The sequence below is a fragment of the Streptomyces sp. NPDC088812 genome (genome assembly GCF_044750285.1).
GTDB lineage: Bacteria > Actinomycetota > Actinomycetes > Streptomycetales > Streptomycetaceae > Streptomyces.
Genome location: NZ_JBIVJP010000017.1, coordinates 72,919 through 91,148 on the forward strand (window position 1 = coordinate 72,919; position 18,230 = coordinate 91,148).

Consider the following 18,230-nt stretch of genomic DNA (forward strand, 5'->3'; position numbering starts at 1 on the left):
GATCAGGGGATCAGGGGATCAGGGGATCAGGCCAGGTGGAAGACCTCGGTGAGCGGTTTCATGGCCTCGTCGGGTCTGGCGCCGTCCAGCGATTCGAAGAACGGCGCCATCTCCGCCTGCCAGCGGGCGTTGACGTCGGTGGCTTCCATGCCTGCCTGGGCGGCCGCGAAGTCCTCGGTCTCCAGGTAACCGACCAGCAGACCGTCCTCGCGCAGGAAGAGCGAGTAGTTCTGCCAGCCGGTCGCCGAGAGCGCTTCGAGCATCTCGGGCCACACCGCGGCGTGCCGCTCGCGGTACTCGTCGAGACGGTCCGCACGGACCTTCAGCAGGAAGCACACGCGCTGCATCGACAACCCTCCGGTTTCAGGACTTCGCGGGACTAGAAGTTGAACTTGTCGATGTTCTCGGCGTTGAAGACGGTGGGCTTGCCGAGGCTGATCACGCCGTCCTTGCCGATGGTGTACTCGGTGCCGCCGGCCGTGAAGGTCTCGCCCTCCTTGCCGGTGATCTGGCCCGAGACGAGCGCCACGGCCGTCTGCGCGGCCAGCTCGCCGAGCTTCGCCGGGTCCCACAGCTCGAACGCCTCGACCGTGCCGTTCTTGACGTACTTGCGCATGTCGTTCGGGGTGCCGAGGCCGGTCAGCTTGACCTTGCCCTTGTACTTGGAGCCCGACAGGTACTGGGCGGCCGCCTTGATGCCGACGGTGGTCGGGGAGATGATCCCCTTCAGGTTCGGGTACTCCTGGAGCAGGCCCTGGGTCTGCTGGAAGGACTTCTGGGCGTCGTCGTCGCCGTAGGCGACCTTGACGAGCTTGATGTCCTTGTACTTGGCGTCCTTGAGTTCGTCCTTCATGAACTCGATCCAGGCGTTCTGGTTGGTCGCGGTCTGCGCGGCGGACAGGATCGCGATCTCGCCCTTGTAGCCGATCTGCTCGGCGAGCAGCTGCACCTCCGTGCGGCCCAGGTCCTCACCGCTGGCCTGCGAGACGAAGGCGTTGCGGCAGTCGGCGTTGGTGTCCGAGTCGTAGGTGACGACCTTGATGTCGTTGCTCATGGCCTGCTTGAGCGCGGTGCACAGGGCCCCCGGGTCCTGCGCGGACACGGCCATCGCGTCGACCTGCTGCTGGGTGAGCGTGTTGACGTAGGACACCTGGCCGGAGGTGTCGGTGCCGCTGCTGGTGCCGACCTCCTTGTAGGTGGAGCCCAGCTCCTTCAGGGCCGCCTCGCCGCCCTTGTCGGCCGTGGTGAAGTACGGGTTGTTCACCTGCTTGGGCAGGAAGCCGACGGTCAGGCCCTTCTTGGTGGCCGCGTTCGGGTCGGCCTTGCCGCCGGCGGCGGCCGCGCCCGAGCTCTCGTTCTTCACGTCCTCCTTGGTGGTGCCGCCGCAGGCGGTGGCGGCCAGGGCGAGGGAGGTGACGGCGGCGAGGGCCGCACAGGCACGACGGAGTGACGACTTGCGCATGACGGGTCCTTTACGAGGGTGAGAGCGGGGTTTCAGGCCGTCGGGGTCGAGGCTGCGGCCCTGCGGCCCGCTCTCGCGACGGAGATCTGGCGTGCGACCCGGGGGCCGAGCACGGAGACGACGAGCAGGACGCCGGTGACGACGATCTGCGACTGGGCGGAGACGTCCTGGAGGCTCATCACGTTCTGGAGCGCGCCGAGCAGGAAGACTCCCGCGAGGGCGCCGCCGAGCGTGCCCTTGCCGCCGTCGAAGTCGATGCCGCCGAGCAGCACCGCGGCGATGACGGAGAGTTCGAGGCCGGTGGCGTTGTCGTAACGGGCGCTGGCGTAGTGCAGGGCCCAGAAGATCCCGGTGAGGGACGCCATCAGGCCCGTCAGGACGAACAGCAGGAGCTTCTGGCGCTTGACGCGGATGCCGGCGAACCGGGCGGCCTCCTCGCTGGCGCCGATCGCGAACAGCGCCCGCCCGAACGGCGTGGCGTGCAGGGCCACGACGGCGATCGCGAGCAGTACCAGGAACGGCAGGAGGGCCTGGGGGACGAAGGTGTCGCCGATGCGTCCGGCCGCGAAGTCCAGGTACTGGGTGGGGAAGTCGGTCACCGAGTCCGAGCCGAGCACGATCTGCGCGATGCCCCGGTAGGCGGCCATGGTGCCGATGGTGACGGCGAGGGAGGGAAGGCCGAGCCGGGTGACGAGCAGGCCGTTGACCAGCCCGCAGACCACGCCGAGGACGAGGCAGATCGGGATGATCGCCTCGATGGTCAGGCCCTGGTTCCACAGGGCGCCCATCACCGCGCCGGACAGGCCGGCGGTGGAGGCGACCGAGAGGTCGATCTCGCCGGAGACCACCAGCAGCGTCATCGGCAGGGCGATCAGCGCGATGGGCAGGGTGTTGCCGATCAGGAACGACAGGTTGAGCGCGTTGCCGAAGCCGTCCACGAAGGAGAACGAGAACAGCAGCAGGACGATCAGGAGGGCGCCGACGACCGTGTCCCAGCGGATGGCGCGGTTCACCAGGGATCCGGACTCAGGCATGGCGGGCGTTCCTCTTCTTCAGAGCCGACGCCACCCGCAGCGCGACCACTCGGTCCACGGCGATGGCGAGGAGGAGCAGGATGCCGTTGATGGCGAGCACCCAGACGGAGCTGACGCCGAGGGCCGGCAGCACGCTGTTGATGGAGGTGAGCAGCAGCGCGCCGAGCGCGGCACCGTAGACGCTGCCGGAGCCGCCGGTGAAGACCACGCCGCCGACGACGACGGCGCTGACGACGGTGAGTTCGTAGCCGTTGCCGGTGCCGGAGTCGACGTTGCCGAAGCGGGCCAGGTACATGGCGCCCGCGAGGCCCGCGAGGGCGCCGCAGAACGTGTAGGCGACGAGGATCCGCTTGCGGACGGGGATGCCGGCGAGACGGGCGGCCTCCGGGTTGGAGCCGAGGGCGTAGAGCTCGCGGCCGCTGCCGAAGTGCTTGAGGTAGTAGGCGGTGCCGACCAGGACGACCAGCGCGATCAGCGCCAGGTACGGCACGGCGGAGATGCCGCCGGCGCCGAAGTCGACGAAGGAGCCGGGCAGATCGGCCGCGGTGATCTGGCGCGAGCCGACCCAGATGGAGTCGATGCCCCGGATGATGTACAGCGTGCCCAGGGTCACCACCAGGGCGGGCACCTGGCCGAGGCTGACCAGGAGGCCGTTGAGCAGGCCGCAGCCGATGCCGAGCAGGACGGCGAGGACCACGGCGACGACGGGGTTGCCGCCGCCCTGGAGGTAGGTGCCGGCGGCGAAGGCGGTGATGCCGAGGGTGGAGCCGACGGACAGGTCGACGTTCCTCGTGATCACCACCAGCGACTGGCCGGTGGCCACCAGGACCAGGATGGTCGCGTTCAGCAGCAGGTCCTTGATGCCCTGCTCGGACAGGAACTCGCTGTTGCCGGCCTGGGTGACGGCGATCATCACCAGGAAGACCACCAGGATGGCCAGTTCGCGCATCTTGAAGACGCGGTCGACCAGCCGGGTGCCGCTGGACTTGGAGATCTCGGCGGCGGGGGCTCGGTCGGGAGTGGTCACCGTCATGCGGCGGCCCTCCCCGTGGCTGCGGCCATCACGGTTTCCTCGGTGGCGTCGGAGCGGGGGATCTCGGCGGTGAGCCGGCCCTCGTGCATCACGAGCACGCGGTCGGCCATGCCGAGGATCTCGGGCAGGTCGGAGGAGATCATCAGGACGGCCACCCCGTCGGCGGCCAGTTGCGACAGCAGGCGGTGCACCTCGGCCTTGGTGCCGACGTCGATGCCGCGGGTGGGCTCGTCGACGATGAGCACCTTGGGGCCGGTGGCCAGCCACTTGGCGAGGACGACCTTCTGCTGGTTGCCACCGGACAGGGTCGAGACGGTGTCGGCGATCCGGGCGTACTTGACCTGGAGCTTGACCGCCCAGTCGAGGGAGCGGCTGCGCTCGGCGCCGCGGTCCACCAGGCCTGCCTTGACCGTGGTGCGCAGGCCCGTGAGGCCGATGTTGCGCTCGATGGACATGTCCATCACCAGGCCCTGGGCGCGCCGGTCCTCCGGGACCAGCGCGAGACCGGCGGACATCGCGGTGGAGGGCGCGCCGTTGACCAGCCCGCGCCCGTCGACCTCGACCTCTCCGGCGTCCCAGCGGTCGATGCCGAAGACGGCTCGGGCCACCTCGGTGCGGCCGGCGCCGACGAGACCGGCGAGGCCGACGATCTCGCCGCGCCGCACCTCGAAGGAGACGTCGGTGAAGACGCCCTCACGGGTCAGCCGGCGTACGCTCAGGGCGACTTCGCCGGGCTCGACGTCCTGCTTGGGGTAGAGCTCCTCGAGGTCGCGGCCGACCATGCGGCGGACCAGGTCGTCCTCGGTCATCCCGGCGAGCGGCTCGCTGGCGATCCAGGCGCCGTCGCGCAGGGTGGTCACCCGCTGGCAGATCTCGAAGATCTCCTCCAGCCGGTGGGAGATGAACAGCACGGCGGCGCCCTGCTCGCGCAGGGTGCGGACGACGTTGAAGAGCCGGGCGACCTCGCTGCCGGTGAGGGCCGCGGTCGGCTCGTCCATGATCAGGACGCGGGCGTCGAAGGAGAGCGCCTTGGCGATCTCCACGATCTGCTGGTCGGCGATGGACAGGCCGCGCGCCGGGCGGTCGGGGTCGAGGTCGACGCCCAGGCGGGCCATCAGGGCGGCGGTCGCCGCGTGGGTCGCCTTGTGGTCGATGCGGCCGAGGGCGCGCCGTGGCTGGCGGCCCATGTAGATGTTCTCCGCGATCGAAAGGTCGGGGAAGAGCGTCGGCTCCTGGTAGATCACGGCGATGCCGGCGTCGCGGGCGTCGCCGGGGCCGTGGAAGACTACGGGGCTGCCGTCGAGCAGCACCTGACCGGTGTCCGGTCGGTGCACTCCGGCGAGCGTCTTGATGAGGGTCGACTTGCCCGCGCCGTTCTCCCCGGCGAGGGCGTGGACCTCACCGGGAAACAGCTCCAGGGAGACGCCCCGCAGGGCGCGGACGGCGCCGAAGGACTTGGCGACGTCCTTGAGCGCCAGCACCGGGGTGGGTCCCGTGTCGGACGGGTCTGTCATGGAGGCTCCTCGACGACGCCGCTGACAGGTCCGTCACAACGTCGTGAAAGGTTTCAACTGGATTGCCGGGACGTTAGGCATGAGAGGCATGTCACGTCAATGGGTCCGGTCCGAAAAGTTTTCGATAGCCGAAGGTCACGCGGCGGTCACGGTGAGCGGGCCTGGACGCAGGGCTTGACACACCCTTCGCGGGCTCATAGCTTCCCCTCTTGAATCGTTTCATCCGGAGCAGCCGGAGCCTTCTCCGGAAGTCTTTCCGGACCGATGTGGCAGGGAGCCCTACGTGACCGACCTCGCCGCGGTGAAAGCCGCGCTGAAGACCCAGGCCGTCGAGACGCCGTCGTGGGCGTACGGGAACTCGGGGACCCGCTTCAAGGTCTTCGCCCAGCAGGGCGTTCCGCGCACCCCGCAGGAGAAGCTGGACGACGCCGCGCAGGTCCACGCGTTCACCGGCGTCGCGCCGACCGTGTCCCTGCACATCCCGTGGGACAAGGTGGAGGACTACTCCGCGCTCGCCAAGCACGCCGAGGACCGCGGGGTCCGGCTGGGCGCGATCAACTCCAACACCTTCCAGGACGACGACTACAAGCTGGGCAGCATCTGCGCCCCGGACGCGGCGGTGCGGCGCAAGGCCGTCGACCACCTGCTGGAGTGCGTCGACATCATGGACGCCACCGGCTCCACCGACCTGAAGCTGTGGTTCGCCGACGGGACCAACTACCCCGGCCAGGACGACATCCGGGGCCGGCAGGACCGGCTCGCCGAGGGCCTGGCCGAGGTGTACGAGCGGCTCGGCGAGGGCCAGCGGATGCTGCTGGAGTACAAGTTCTTCGAGCCCGCCTTCTACACCACGGACGTCCCGGACTGGGGCACGGCGTACGCGCACTGCCTCAAGCTCGGGCCCCAGGCCCAGGTCGTCGTGGACACCGGCCACCACGCGCCGGGCACCAACATCGAGTTCATCGTCGCCACCCTGCTGCGGGACGGCAAGCTCGGCGGGTTCGACTTCAACTCGCGGTTCTACGCCGACGACGACCTGATGGTCGGCGCGGCCGACCCGTTCCAGCTGTTCCGGATCATGTACGAGGTGGTGCGGGGCGGCGGGTTCACTGCCGACGTCGCGTTCATGCTCGACCAGTGCCACAACATCGAGAGCAAGATCCCCGCGATCATCCGGTCCGTGATGAACGTGCAGGAGGCCACGGCCAAGGCCCTGCTGGTCGACCGGTCGGCGCTGTCCGCCGCCCAGGCCTCGGGCGACGTGCTGGAGGCGAACGCCGTGCTGATGGACGCCTACAACACGGACGTGCGGCCGCTGCTGCGCGAGGTGCGCGAGGAGATGGGGCTGGACCCCGAGCCCCTGAAGGCGTACAAGGCGTCCGGGTGGGCGGAGAAGATCGTCGCCGAGCGGGTGGGCGGCGAGCAGGCGGGGTGGGGTGCGTAAGCCTCTGCCCGAATCCCCCCGTCGCGGGCCGCGGGCCGCACCCGGCCGGTCGCGCCCCCACGCGGCGGAGCCGCACGCCGGCTCGGCCCCGCGCCCCCTTCTCCACTCCCCCGCGTATCAGAACTGAGGAATCCGCATGACCACCCATCCCGAAGCCGCCGCGCTTCTCGCCCGTTCCCGCCGGCTCGGCGCCGACCCCCGCAACACCAACTACGCCGGCGGCAACACCTCCGCCAAGGGCACCGACACCGACCCCGTCACCGGCGGCGATGTCGAGCTGATGTGGGTGAAGGGCTCCGGCGGCGACCTGGGCACGCTGACCGAGGCCGGGCTGGCCGTGCTCCGCCTCGACCGGCTGCGGGCGCTCGTCGACGTCTACCCGGGCGTCGAGCGCGAGGACGAGATGGTCGCCGCGTTCGACTACTGCCTGCACGGCAAGGGCGGGGCGGCCCCGTCCATCGACACCGCCATGCACGGCCTCGTCGACGCCGCCCACGTCGACCACCTGCACCCCGACTCGGGCATCGCGCTCGCGTGTGCCGCCGACGGGGAGAAGCTGACCGCCGAGTGCTTCGGCGACACGGTCGCCTGGGTGCCGTGGCGGCGGCCCGGCTTCCAGCTGGGTCTGGACATCGCCGCCATCAAGGAGGCCAACCCGCAGGCCATCGGCGTGGTCCTGGGCGGGCACGGCATCACCGCCTGGGGCGCGACCGCCGAGGAGTGCGAGCGCAACTCGCTGCACATCATCCGCACCGCCGAGGCGTTCCTGGCGGAGAAGGGCAAGGCCGAGCCCTTCGGCCCCGTCCTCGACGGCTACGCCGCGCTGCCCGAGGCCGAGCGGCGCAAGCGGGCGGCCGCGCTCGCCCCGTACGTCCGGGCCGTGGCCTCGCAGGACCGCCCGCAGGTGGGGCACTTCAACGACACCGAGGCCGTCCTCGACTTCGTGGCCCGCGCCGAGCACCCCCGGCTCGCCGCGCTGGGCACCTCCTGCCCCGACCACTTCCTGCGCACCAAGGTGCGGCCGCTGGTCCTGGACCTGCCGCCCACCGCTCCGCTGGACGAGGCGATCGCCCGCCTCAAGGAGCTGCACGCCGAGTACCGCGAGGAGTACGCGGCCTACTACGAGCGCAACGCCGAGCCCGACTCCCCCGCCATGCGCGGCGCCGACCCCGCGATCGTCCTGATCCCGGGCGTGGGCATGTTCTCCTTCGGCAAGGACAAGCAGACCGCTCGCGTGGCCGGCGAGTTCTACGTCAACGCGATCAACGTGATGCGGGGCGCCGAGGCGGTGTCCACGTACGCGCCGATCGAGGAGTCGGAGAAGTTCCGGATCGAGTACTGGGCGCTGGAGGAGGCCAAGCTCCAGCGGATGCCGAAGCCGAAGGCGCTGGCCACCCGGGTGGCGCTGGTGACCGGCGCCGGCAGCGGGATCGGCAAGGCGATCGCGCACCGGCTGGTCGCCGAGGGCGCCTGCGTGGTGATCGCCGATCTCAACACGGACAACGCCGCCGCCGTCGCCGAGGAGCTGGGCGGGCCGGACAAGGCCGTCGCGGTGGGCGTCGACGTGACCTCCGAGGAGCAGATCGCCGCCGCCTTCGACGCCGCGGTGCTCGCCTTCGGCGGGGTAGACCTGGTCGTCAACAACGCCGGCATCTCCATCTCCAAGCCGCTGCTGGAGACGTCGACGAAGGACTGGGACCTCCAGCACGACATCATGGCCCGCGGCTCCTTCCTGGTCTCCCGCGAGGCGGCCCGGGTGATGATCGCGCAGCAGCTGGGCGGCGACATCGTCTACATCGCCTCGAAGAACGCCGTCTTCGCCGGTCCCAACAACATCGCCTACTCCGCCACCAAGGCCGACCAGGCCCACCAGGTGCGGCTGCTGGCCGCCGAGCTCGGTGAGCACGGCATCCGCGTCAACGGCATCAACCCCGACGGCGTCGTCCGCGGTTCGGGCATCTTCTCCGCCGGCTGGGGCGCCCAGCGCGCCGCGACGTACGGCATCGAGGAGGAGAAGCTGGGCGAGTTCTACGCGCAGCGCACCATCCTCAAGCGGGAGGTGCTGCCGGACCACGTGGCCAACGCGGTGTTCGCGCTCACCGGCGGTGACCTCACCCACACCACCGGCCTGCACATCCCGGTCGACGCCGGCGTCGCGGCCGCGTTCCTCCGGTGACGGCCGTGCACACGTACGCGGCGGTCGACCTCGGCGCCTCCAGCGGGCGCGTGATGGTCGGCCGCGTCACCCCGGACTCGCTGGAGCTGACCGAGGCGCACCGCTTCCCCAACCGGCCCGTACGGGTCGCGGAGGGGCTGCGCTGGGACGTGCTCGGGCTGTACGCGGGTGTGCTGGACGGGCTGCGGGCGGCCTCAGCCGCGTCCGGCGGCCGGCTCGACTCCGTCGGCATCGACAGCTGGGCCGTGGACTACGGCCTGCTGGACGCCGACGGGGCACTGCTCGGCAACCCGGTGCACTACCGCGACGCCCGCACCGAGGGCGTCGCGGAGAAGGTGTGGGCCACCGTGCCCGCCGCCGAGCTGTACGCGGCGACGGGCCTTCAGTACGCGCCGTTCAACACGCTGTACCAGCTGACGGCGGCCGCGTCCTCGGCCCAGTTCGCCCACGCCCGGCGCCTGCTGCTCGTCCCCGACCTGCTGGCGTACTGGCTGACCGGCGAGCAGGGCACGGAGCTGACCAACGCTTCCACCACCCAGCTCGTCGACCCGCGGACCCGGGACTGGTCCTACGACGTGGCGGCCCGGCTGGGCATCGACCTGAGCCTGTTCGCCCCGCTGCGGCAGCCGGGCGATCCGGCGGGTGTGCTGCGGGCGGAGGTGCTGGAGGAGACGGGACTCACCGGTCCCGTGCCGGTGACGGCGGTCGGCTCGCACGACACCGCCTCCGCGGTGGCCGCCGTGCCGGCGACGGGCGAGCGGTTCGCCTACATCTGCACCGGCACCTGGTCGTTGGCCGGCCTGGAGCTGGAGGCGCCGGTGCTCACCGAGGAGAGCCGCGCCGCCAACTTCACCAACGAGCTGGGCCTGGACGGCACGGTCCGTTACCTGCGCAACATCATGGGCCTGTGGCTGCTCCAGGAGTGCGTACGGGCCTGGGGCGACCCGGACCTGGGCGGGCTGCTGCGGGACGCCGCCGCGGTACCGGCGCTGCGGTCGGTGGTGGACGCCGGCGACGCCGCGTTCCTCGCGCCGGGCCGGATGCCTGAGCGCATCGCCGAGGCGTGCCGCGCCTCGGGCCAGCCCGTGCCCGAGACGCCGGGCGAGATCACCCGCTGCATCCTCGACTCCCTCGCCCTGGCCCACCGCCGGGCGATCGAGGACGCCCAGCGGCTGGCCGGGCACCCCGTCGACGTCGTCCACGTCGTCGGCGGCGGCACCCGCAACGCGCTGCTGTGCCAGCTCACCGCGGACGCCTGCGGGCTGCCCGTGGTGGCCGGCCCGACGGAGGCCGCCGCCCTCGGCAACGTCCTCGTCCAGGCCAGGGCGCACGGCATCGTCGGCGACCTCGCGGACGGGCGGCGACTGCTGACCCGTACCCAGCCCCTGACGCGCTACGAGCCGCAGGGCGACCCCGGTCACTGGCGCGAGGCCGAGGCCCGGCTCGCCGCCCGGTGACCGCCGGCCCCGGCTCACCGCGGTGAGCCGGGGCCGCCCCCGCATTCCTGTGCCGGAGCACCTCCCCCACTACGCTGACGCGGGTGGGGGTGCCCCCGGCACTCATCCGATGATCAACCCCTAGGAGCCGCGATGCGTGTCGCACTGTTCCTGACCTGTGTCAACGACACGCTCTATCCGGACACCGGCCGTGCCGTGGTGAAGCTGCTGACCCGACTGGGCGTGGAGGTCGACTTCCCCATGGGCCAGACCTGCTGCGGGCAGGCCCACTACAACACCGGCTACCGGCACCAGGCGGAGCCGCTGGCCCGGCACTTCTCCGAGGTCTTCGGGGAGTACGACGCGATCGTGACGCCGTCCGGCTCGTGCGGGGCGATGGTGCGGGAGCTGTACCCCAGGATGGGCGAACGGGCCCGGGCGGAGGGGCGCGGCGACGGCCTCGCGACGACCCTGGCGCCGGTGGTGCCGAAGACGTACGAGCTGACGGAGTTCCTGGTGGACGTGCTGGGGGTGACGGACGTGGGCGCCTACTACCCGCACAAGGTGACCTACCACCCGACCTGCCACGGGCTGCGCGGACTCGGACTCGGGGAACGGCCCCGGCGGCTGCTCCAGGCGGTCGAGGGGCTGGAGCTGGTGGAGCTGCCGGGCGCCGAGGAGTGCTGCGGTTTCGGCGGCACCTTCGCCGTGAAGAACTCCGACGTCTCCGCGGCGATGGGCGCGGACAAGGTGCGCAACGCGCAGTCGACGGGCGCCGAGGTGCTGTGCGCCGCCGACAACTCCTGCCTGATGCACATCGGCGGGACCATGACCCGGCTCCGCGCGGGCATCCGCCCGGTGCACATCGCGGAGATCCTGGCGAGCACCAAGGAGGAGCCGGCCGTATGAGTGGGACGTTCGTCGGCATGCCGGCCTTTCCCAAGGCCGCCCACGAGGCGGTCCGCGACGAGACTCTGCGCGGCAACCTGCGCCACGCCACCCACACGATCCGCGCCAAACGGGCGGCCGCCGTGACGGAGGTGTCGGACTGGGCCGAGCTGCGCGAGGCGGGCAAACGGATCAAGGACCACACGCTCCGTCACCTCGACCGCTACCTGGTCCAGCTGGAGGAGTCGGTCACCGCAGCGGGCGGCACCGTCCACTGGGCGGCGGACGCCGACGAGGCCAACCGGATCGTCGCCGACCTCGTCAAGGCGACGGGCGAGACGGAGGTCGTCAAGGTCAAGTCCATGGCCACGCAGGAGATCGGCCTGAACGAGGCGCTGGAGGCCGAGGGCATCAGCGCCTACGAGACCGACCTCGCCGAGCTGATCGTGCAGCTGGGCAAGGACCGCCCCTCGCACATCCTCGTCCCGGCGATCCACCGCAACCGCGGCGAGATCCGGGACATCTTCCGCAGCGAGATGAGCGAGTGGGGCCGGCCCGCCCCCGAGGGCCTCACCGACACGCCCGCCGAGCTCGCCGAGGCGGCCCGGCTGCACCTGCGCGAGAAGTTCCTGCGCGCCAAGGTCGGCGTGTCCGGCGCGAACTTCATGGTCGCCGAGACCGGCACGCTCGTCGTGGTGGAGTCCGAGGGCAACGGCCGGATGTGCCTGACCCTGCCCGAGACGCTGATCTCGGTCGTCGGCATCGAGAAGATCGTGCCCACCTGGCAGGACCTGGAGGTCTTCCTCCAGACGCTCCCCCGCTCCTCCACCGCCGAGCGCATGAACCCGTACACGTCCATGTGGACCGGCACGACCGACGGGGACGGCCCGCAGACCTTCCACCTGGTCCTGCTGGACAACGGCCGCACCGACACCCTCGCCGACGAGGTGGGCCGCCAGGCCCTGCGCTGCATCCGCTGCTCGGCCTGCCTGAACGTGTGCCCGGTGTACGAGCGGGCCGGCGGCCACGCCTACGGCTCGGTCTACCCGGGCCCGATCGGCGCCATCCTCACCCCCCAGCTGCGGGGCACCGGCAGCGACATCGACGCCTCGCTGCCGTACGCCTCGTCGCTGTGCGGGGCCTGCTACGACGTGTGCCCGGTGGCCATCGACATCCCCGAGGTGCTGGTGCACCTGCGGGAGCGGGTCGTCCAGGGCGGGCCGGTGACGCGGGAGGGCAACAAGGTGGTGCTCAAGCCCGCCAAGGGGCACGCCGCCGAGCGGGCGGCGATGCGGGCGGCGCGCTGGGCGTTCGCCCGGCCCGGCGTCCTGCGGACCGGGCAGCGGCTGGCGTCCCGCACCCGCCGGCTGCACCCTCGCACGCTGCCGGGGCCCGGCAAGGCGTGGAGCGGCACGCGGGACCTGCCGGCGGTGCCCGCCGAGCCGTTCCGCGACTGGTGGCAGCGTACGGACGGCGGGAAGGGAGCGGCGAAGTGAGCGGTGAAGTGAGCAGCAGGGAACGGGTCCTGGGCCGGGTCCGGCGCGCCCTCGCGGACGTGCCGGCCGACGACACGCCGTACGAGCAGGCGATCACGCGGGACTACGTGCGCGAGCACGGGCGGCGGAGCGTCGCGGAGACGGTGGACCTGCTGGCGGAGAACCTGGCGGACTACCGGGCGATCGTGCACCGCTGCACGGACGAGGAGCTGCCGCTCCTGCTCATGCGGCTGCTGGCCAAACACGACACCGTGCTGGTGCCGCCGGAGCTGCCGCCGTACTGGATGAAGGCCGTCGATCCCACGCGCATCCACGATCGCGCGGCCAGTACGCCGGAGGAACTGGACCGCGTCGACAGCGTGGTCACGGGGTGCGCGGTGGCCGTGGCGGAGACCGGGACGATCGTGCTGGACGGCTCGCCCGACCAGGGCCGGCGCCGCATCACGCTCATCCCCGACCACCACATCTGCGTCGTCCGGGTCCCCGACCAGGTCGTCTCCTCCATCCCCCAGGCCCTGGAACGGATCGACCCCACCAGCCCGTCGACCTGGATCTCCGGTCCGTCGGCGACCAGCGACATCGAGCTGGACCGGGTCGAGGGCGTGCACGGCCCGCGCACGCTGGAGGTCGTCCTGGTCGGCTGAGCGGTCCCGTCGCCGCCCGCGTCGTCACCGCCCGCGTCGTCGCCGCCCCGCGACGGCGCGGGCGGTGTCACAGGTCGCGGTGTTCCAGGGGCTCCTGGGCGGGGCCCTGGATCACCCGGCCGTCCACACCGAACCGCGAGCCGTGGCACGGGCACTCCCAGGCCCGCTCCGCGCGGTTGAACGCCACCAGGCAGCCCAGGTGGGTGCAGCGCGCGGAGAGGGCGTGGAGCTGTCCCGCCTCGTCGCGGTGGACCGCGCGGCGCTCCCCGCCGACCCTGACCACCGCGCCGTCACCGGGGGCGATCTCGTCCACCGCGGGGCCGGCCGCCGCCGGCAGCCGGTCCTCGACGAAGTGGCGTGCCACATCGGCCTGTTGCTTGAGGAAGGCCGCGCCCTCACGGACGACGGACGCGATGCGGCGGGGGTCGTACAGGTCGCTCCACGGGCAGGCGCGGCCGGTGATCTGCTCGCTGAGCAGGCGGCCCGCCATGATGCCGGTGCTCATTCCCCAGCCGCCGAAGCCGGTGGCCACGTACACGTTCCTGGTGCCCGGGTGGAAGGGGCCGACCAGCGGGACGGAGTCGGTGGAGTCGTTGTCCTGGGTGGCCCAGCGGTGGGTGAACTCCAGGCCGCCGAAGCGTTCGGTGGCCCAGCCGGCGAGCCGTGCGAAGCGCTCCTCGACGTCTCCGCCCGTGCCTGGGGTGAAGTGCTCGCCGGTCACGATGAGCAGACGCCGGCCGTCCGCAAGGGGTGCCGTGCGCACCGAGCGCGTGTGCTGCTCCTGGGTGATGTACATGTCGTGCGGGGCCCTCGCGGCGTCGACGGGGGCGGTCAGCACGAGTTCCCGGCGCGGGGAGAGCCGGCTGAAGAGCAGGGCGCGGTCGAAGGCCGGGTAGTGGGTGGCGATGACGACGGACTGGGCGGTCACCGTCGTCGCGGACGCGGGGGACTCGACGGTCAGCTCGCAGGGTCGGCCCTCGTGGAGGCCGGTGACCCGGGTGTGCTCGTGGAGGGTACCGCCGAGCCGGCGGATGTCCTCGGCGAGCGCCAGCAGGTACTTGCGGGGGTGGAACTGGGCCTGCCCGTCGACCCGGACCGCGCCCGCGACGGGGAACGGCAGGTCCGTCTCCGTCACGTACTCGGCGGGCAGCCCCGCCTCCCGCGCGGCCTCCGCCTCGGCCTTCAGCCCGTCGGTACGGGCCGGGTCCTCGGCATAGGTGTGGGCGGCGGCGTCCTCCCACTCGCAGTCGATCCCCAGTTCCTCGACGGTCTCCGCCGCGTGCCGGACGGCGTCCGTCTGGGAGCGGGCGTACAGCCGGGCGGCCTCCGGGCCGCGGGTGCGCCGCAGGCGGTCGTAGACGAGGGTGTGCTGGGCGCTCAGTTTGGCCGTGGTGTGGCCGGTGACGCCGGCCGCGATCCGGTGTGCCTCCAGCACCGCGACCGACCGGCCGCGCCGGGCCAGCTCCCACGCCGTGCTCAGCCCGGCGATGCCCGCGCCGACGACGGCGGTGTCGACGGTGAGCGGTCCCTCCGGCGGGGGCGCCGGAGCACCGGGGGGCACGGTGTGCAGCCAGTACGACCCGTGGATGTCCACCTGCTCGTTCATGGCGGCCGGGTTCCCGGCGCCGGGCCGGTCACACGAGGGACCGGCCCGGCGCGGCGCGCTACTGATTGGGCCTCGCGACGCTGATGTCGCCGAGGGCCGAGTCCGGGTCGCGTTCCACCGCCAGGTCACCGAGGGAGACGATGCCGACCGGCCGGCCGTCCTCGACGACCGGGACCCGGCGCACCGCGTGCTCGCGCATCATCTCGACGGCGTGGTCCAGGTCCTCGTCGGGGCTCACGGTGACCAGGTCCTCGCTGCACGCGGTGACCACCGTCATCTGCTCGAGGTCCCCGCCCTCGGCGAGGGCCCGCACCACCAGGTCGCGGTCGCTGACCAGGCCGCGCAGCTCGTCGTCGTCCGTCACCAGAACGACGCCGATGTTCTCGTCCCGCATGATCCTGGCCACGGCCGACACCGACGCCTGCGGCTCCACCGTCACGGGCTCGGCGGTCATGATGTCCCGTACGTGCTGGGTCACGGCGTCCTCCTTCCGGTCGGGGCGGTGCCCGTCACCGCCTCTCGGCGACCGGGTACCCGACGCGCGCGAGCGCACCCGGCAAGGGCGGGACGCGGTCACGGCCTGCTGTCCCTCCCGGACACGTTCCGACCCCGCGGAGGTTCCCCGAGGCCCGGGACAGCCACTTCCGCGAGGCCCGGGGCAGCCACTTCCCCGAGGCCCGGGACAGCCACTTCCCCGAGGCCCGGGACAGCCACTTCCGCGAGGCCCGGGACAGCCACAGGACAGGCCGACCGCGCCCGCCCGAACCCCTCAGCCCTCCTCGGACCTCGCGTACTCGTCGGCCATCTGGCCCGCGAAGTCGTACACGACCGTCGGCTCGTCGCCCACGACCCAGGCGTCATGGCCGGGCGCGCACACGAACACGTCGCCGGGGCCCAGTTCCCGCTCGGCGCCGTCGTCCATGCGGAGGTGCATACGGCCCTGGACGACGTAGCCGTTGTGGTGGACCTGGCAGGTGTCGGTGCCCGCGAGCGGTGCCACGGACTCCGACCAGCGCCACCCGGGCTCGAAGGTCGCCACGGCGAAGTCCAGCCCGGACAGGTGTACGGCTTCGAGGTGACCGCGCGGGAAATCACGCCGTTCGTCCGGTTTGTCGAGCGTCTTCACTTCCAGCATGACGCGCCTCCCTTCCGGCCGCGTCCGACGGCGGCCGGCCCGGTCTCCCCGGCGGCCTGGACGTCACCGATGGGGTCCGGGCCTACACCGCCCATCGTCCGCCCGCATTTAGGGGGCCGCCATCCGGGTGACGCGCGCCGCGCCGGGAGCGGTGGCTCGGGCGCCGTCACCCGGAGGGGGCGGTGGCTCGGGCGCCGTCGCCGAGGGGGCGGCGGCTCGGGCGCCCGGGGGCCGTGGTGCGGGCGCCGTCACCCCGGGCCCGGGTCAGGTGCCGCCGCAGAGCCGCGCGAACCGGTCCGTGTCGATGTTGCCGCCGGAGACGATCACGCCGACGCGGTCCGGCAGCGGGCCGGCCCGGCCGGAGAGCAGGGCGGCCAGTCCGGTGGCGCCGCTCGGCTCGACGACGATCTTCAGGCGCTCGAACGCGAACCGCATGGCCGCGCGGATCTCGTCGTCCGAGACCAGGGCGATCGCGTCGACGAGCCGCCGGTTCACGGAGAAGGTCAGCTCACCGGGCGTGTGCAGGGCCTGGCCGTCGGCGATCGTGTGCGGCACCGGGATGCTCACGCGCCGGCCCGCCGCCAGCGACCGCCTGGTGTCGTCGCCGGCCTCGGGCTCGACGCCGATCACCCGGATCCGCGGGTCCCTGTCCTTCGCGACCGTCGCACTGCCGGCGATCAGCCCGCCACCGCCGACCGGCACGAGCAGGGCGCCCACCTGACCGGCCTCCTCCAGGAGTTCGAGCGCGGCGGTGCCCTGACCCGCCATGACGTGCGGGTGCTCATAGGGCGGGATCAGGGCCAGACCACGCTCGGCGGCCAGCGCCTCGGCGATCGCGACCCGGTCGCCGGTGTAGCGGTCGTACGTCACGATCTCGGCGCCGTACGCCTCGGTCGCCTCCCGTTTGGAGCGCGGAGCGTCCTCGGGCATGACGATCACCGCGGTGGTGCCGAGCTCCCGGGCGGCGAGGGCGACGGCCTGGGCGTGGTTGCCGGAGGAGTAGGCGGCGATGCCCCGGGCGAGCTGTTCGGGGGGCAGCCGGGAGGCCGCGTTGTAGGCGCCGCGGAACTTGAAGGCGCCGACGCGCTGGAAGTTCTCGCACTTGACCAGCACCTCCGCGCCGACGCGTCCGTCGAGGGTGCGGGAACGCAGCACGGGGGTGCGGTGGGCGACGCCCCGGAGACGGGCGGCGGCATCGTGGACATCGGCCGCGGTGATCGGCGCGGAGGCGGTCGTCACGGGTGTACTCCCTCGGAGGTGTCGGGTTGTCGGGTTCCGAAGTGTCGGTTTCACAGTGTGGGCTCGAAGGTGTCGAGCTCGAAGGTGCCGGAGTCCACGGTGTCAGGTTCACGGTGTCATGTTCACGGTGTCGGGCACCTGCCATCCTTCCGTCCGGGCCCCGGCGCCGCCCCCTCCGGGTTCCTTCCCAGAGGAGCACCGATCAAGGGGTGGCATCGCCAATTGCCGTGTCCCTAGGATGGGTTGCCGACCGCGTCGGCCCAAGGCGCGCCTCGGAACTGGGGGAAGAGATGCAGCCCGGCAAGCCGCTGACCACGAGGATCGACGCCACGGTTCCGACCGCCGCACGCATGTACGACCACTATCTGGGCGGCAAGGACAACTACGCCGCCGACCGGGCGGCGTGCGAGCAGCTCGACAAGGTCGTCCCGAGCACCCGCGCCCTCGCCCTGAACAACCGGCGCTTCCTCCAGCGGGTCGTCGGGACGCTCACCCGGGAGTTCGGCGTCCGCCAGTTCCTCGACCACGGGTCCGGCCTGCCCACGCAGGACAACGTGCACCAGGTCGCCCAGCGCGTCGACCCGACCGCGCACGTGGTCTACGTGGACAACGACCCGATGGTCCTCGTGCACGGCCGGGCCCTGCTGGAGCAGGACGAGCGCACCACCGTCATCCACGCCGACATGCGCGAGACCGAGCCGATCTTCGACCACCCCGAAACCCGGCGGCTCATCGACTTCTCACAGCCGGTCGCCGTGCTGTTCAACTCGGTCTTCCACTGCATCCCGGACAGCGAGACCGACGGCCCCGCCGCGGTGGTCCGCCGCGTCGTCGAGCGTCTGGCACCCGGCAGCTACCTGGTGATGTGCCAGCTGGTCAGCGAGGACCCCGAGGTCCGGGCCTTCGTCACCGACTTCATGGACCAGGCCACACAGGGCCACTGGGGCCGGGTGCGTCAGGAGAAGGACGTCGCCGCGCTGTTCGAGGGCCTGGACGTCCTGGATCCGGGACTGGTGGAGGTCTCCACCTGGCGGCCCGACAACGAGGTGACGCCCCGGCAGCTCACCCAGGAGTGGATCGAGTTCGGCGGAGTCGGCCGCCTGCCCTGAACCGGCGGGCCCGT

16 protein-coding genes are annotated in these 18,230 nt (G+C 72.0%); 7 read left to right on the forward strand and 9 right to left on the reverse strand.

Going from position 1 to position 18,230, the window contains the following annotated elements; translation table 11 throughout:
• Window positions 1-26: 26 nt before the first annotated feature.
• Genes ACIP67_RS27565 through ACIP67_RS27585 form a run of 5 tightly spaced genes read right to left on the reverse strand, consistent with a single transcriptional unit; the run spans window position 27 to window position 5,043 of the window.
• A complete protein-coding gene (locus tag ACIP67_RS27565) occupies window positions 27-347 on the reverse strand; it encodes an L-rhamnose mutarotase (protein ID WP_385063815.1) in 321 nt (106 codons plus the stop codon).
• A 32-nt stretch (window positions 348-379) separates the two neighbouring features.
• Entirely contained in the window at window positions 380-1,462 is a 1,083-nt protein-coding gene (gene rhaS / locus ACIP67_RS27570; protein WP_401695536.1) for a rhamnose ABC transporter substrate-binding protein, read from the reverse strand.
• 32 nt (window positions 1,463-1,494) lie between these two features.
• The gene (locus ACIP67_RS27575) at window positions 1,495-2,496 is read right to left on the reverse strand and encodes an ABC transporter permease (RefSeq protein ID WP_401695537.1); all 1,002 of its coding nucleotides are present in this window, start codon (window positions 2,494-2,496) and stop codon (window positions 1,495-1,497) included.
• Window positions 2,489-3,529 (reverse strand): ABC transporter permease, encoded by a 1,041-nt coding sequence (locus tag ACIP67_RS27580; RefSeq protein ID WP_401695538.1) that lies wholly within the window; start codon window positions 3,527-3,529, stop codon window positions 2,489-2,491. The genes ACIP67_RS27575 and ACIP67_RS27580 overlap by 8 nt, the downstream gene beginning before the upstream one ends.
• The gene (locus ACIP67_RS27585) at window positions 3,526-5,043 is read right to left on the reverse strand and encodes a sugar ABC transporter ATP-binding protein (RefSeq protein ID WP_401695539.1); all 1,518 of its coding nucleotides are present in this window, start codon (window positions 5,041-5,043) and stop codon (window positions 3,526-3,528) included. The genes ACIP67_RS27580 and ACIP67_RS27585 overlap by 4 nt, the downstream gene beginning before the upstream one ends.
• A 283-nt stretch (window positions 5,044-5,326) precedes the next feature.
• Here ACIP67_RS27585 and rhaI point away from each other — a divergent pair, with 283 nt between their 5' ends.
• From rhaI to ACIP67_RS27615, 6 genes are all read left to right on the forward strand, one after another.
• A complete protein-coding gene (rhaI, locus tag ACIP67_RS27590) occupies window positions 5,327-6,487 on the forward strand; it encodes an L-rhamnose isomerase (RefSeq protein WP_401695540.1) in 1,161 nt (386 codons plus the stop codon).
• A gap of 136 nt (window positions 6,488-6,623) precedes the next feature.
• The gene (locus ACIP67_RS27595; protein WP_401695541.1) at window positions 6,624-8,663 is read left to right on the forward strand and encodes a bifunctional aldolase/short-chain dehydrogenase; all 2,040 of its coding nucleotides are present in this window, start codon (window positions 6,624-6,626) and stop codon (window positions 8,661-8,663) included.
• Window positions 8,664-8,668: 5 nt separating this feature from the next.
• Window positions 8,669-10,120 carry a rhamnulokinase family protein gene (locus ACIP67_RS27600; RefSeq protein ID WP_401695542.1) on the forward strand — a complete coding sequence of 484 codons (1,452 nt, stop codon included), beginning with the start codon at window positions 8,669-8,671 and terminating at the stop codon, window positions 10,118-10,120.
• A 132-nt stretch (window positions 10,121-10,252) separates the two neighbouring features.
• Window positions 10,253-11,008 carry a (Fe-S)-binding protein gene (locus ACIP67_RS27605; protein ID WP_401695543.1) on the forward strand — a complete coding sequence of 252 codons (756 nt, stop codon included), beginning with the start codon at window positions 10,253-10,255 and terminating at the stop codon, window positions 11,006-11,008.
• Window positions 11,005-12,483, forward strand: coding sequence for a LutB/LldF family L-lactate oxidation iron-sulfur protein (locus ACIP67_RS27610; protein WP_401695544.1), 1,479 nt, complete (start codon window positions 11,005-11,007; stop codon window positions 12,481-12,483). The genes ACIP67_RS27605 and ACIP67_RS27610 overlap by 4 nt, the downstream gene beginning before the upstream one ends.
• A gap of 8 nt (window positions 12,484-12,491) precedes the next feature.
• Window positions 12,492-13,127: a lactate utilization protein C gene (locus tag ACIP67_RS27615; RefSeq protein WP_401695670.1), complete on the forward strand. Its 636-nt coding sequence runs from the start codon at window positions 12,492-12,494 to the stop codon at window positions 13,125-13,127.
• A 67-nt stretch (window positions 13,128-13,194) separates the two neighbouring features.
• On the opposite strand, the gene ACIP67_RS27620 is transcribed toward ACIP67_RS27615, so the two are convergent.
• The 4 genes from ACIP67_RS27620 to ACIP67_RS27635 all read right to left on the reverse strand — a co-directional run bounded on the left by ACIP67_RS27620 (window position 13,195) and on the right by ACIP67_RS27635 (window position 17,107).
• Window positions 13,195-14,733 carry an FAD-dependent oxidoreductase gene (locus ACIP67_RS27620; RefSeq protein ID WP_401695545.1) on the reverse strand — a complete coding sequence of 513 codons (1,539 nt, stop codon included), beginning with the start codon at window positions 14,731-14,733 and terminating at the stop codon, window positions 13,195-13,197.
• A gap of 58 nt (window positions 14,734-14,791) precedes the next feature.
• Window positions 14,792-15,211, reverse strand: a complete 420-nt coding sequence (locus ACIP67_RS27625; RefSeq protein ID WP_401695546.1) for a CBS domain-containing protein — start codon at window positions 15,209-15,211, stop codon at window positions 14,792-14,794.
• 291 nt (window positions 15,212-15,502) lie between these two features.
• Window positions 15,503-15,868 carry a cupin domain-containing protein gene (locus ACIP67_RS27630; RefSeq protein WP_401695547.1) on the reverse strand — a complete coding sequence of 122 codons (366 nt, stop codon included), beginning with the start codon at window positions 15,866-15,868 and terminating at the stop codon, window positions 15,503-15,505.
• Between the two features lie 264 nt (window positions 15,869-16,132).
• Window positions 16,133-17,107, reverse strand: a complete 975-nt coding sequence (locus tag ACIP67_RS27635; protein WP_401695548.1) for a pyridoxal-phosphate dependent enzyme — start codon at window positions 17,105-17,107, stop codon at window positions 16,133-16,135.
• Between the two features lie 290 nt (window positions 17,108-17,397).
• Between ACIP67_RS27635 and ACIP67_RS27640 the strand changes: the two genes are divergently transcribed.
• Window positions 17,398-18,216 carry an SAM-dependent methyltransferase gene (locus tag ACIP67_RS27640; protein WP_401695549.1) on the forward strand — a complete coding sequence of 273 codons (819 nt, stop codon included), beginning with the start codon at window positions 17,398-17,400 and terminating at the stop codon, window positions 18,214-18,216.
• The last annotated feature ends 14 nt before the right edge of the window (window positions 18,217-18,230 follow it).

Bases quoted from the DNA above. Each gene is read 5' to 3' on its own strand.
- ACIP67_RS27610 (WP_401695544.1), top strand. From the start codon at position 11,005: ATGAGTGGGACGTTCGTCGGCATGCCGGCCTTTCCCAAGGCCGCCCAC.
- rhaS (WP_401695536.1), bottom strand. From the start codon at position 1,462: ATGCGCAAGTCGTCACTCCGTCGTGCCTGTGCGGCCCTCGCCGCCGTC.
- ACIP67_RS27580 (WP_401695538.1), bottom strand. From the start codon at position 3,529: ATGACGGTGACCACTCCCGACCGAGCCCCCGCCGCCGAGATCTCCAAG.
- ACIP67_RS27565 (WP_385063815.1), bottom strand. From the start codon at position 347: ATGCAGCGCGTGTGCTTCCTGCTGAAGGTCCGTGCGGACCGTCTCGAC.
- ACIP67_RS27585 (WP_401695539.1), bottom strand. From the start codon at position 5,043: ATGACAGACCCGTCCGACACGGGACCCACCCCGGTGCTGGCGCTCAAG.
- ACIP67_RS27620 (WP_401695545.1), bottom strand. From the start codon at position 14,733: ATGAACGAGCAGGTGGACATCCACGGGTCGTACTGGCTGCACACCGTG.
- ACIP67_RS27595 (WP_401695541.1), top strand. From the start codon at position 6,624: ATGACCACCCATCCCGAAGCCGCCGCGCTTCTCGCCCGTTCCCGCCGG.
- ACIP67_RS27640 (WP_401695549.1), top strand. From the start codon at position 17,398: ATGCAGCCCGGCAAGCCGCTGACCACGAGGATCGACGCCACGGTTCCG.
- ACIP67_RS27630 (WP_401695547.1), bottom strand. From the start codon at position 15,868: ATGCTGGAAGTGAAGACGCTCGACAAACCGGACGAACGGCGTGATTTC.
- ACIP67_RS27605 (WP_401695543.1), top strand. From the start codon at position 10,253: ATGCGTGTCGCACTGTTCCTGACCTGTGTCAACGACACGCTCTATCCG.
- ACIP67_RS27575 (WP_401695537.1), bottom strand. From the start codon at position 2,496: ATGCCTGAGTCCGGATCCCTGGTGAACCGCGCCATCCGCTGGGACACG.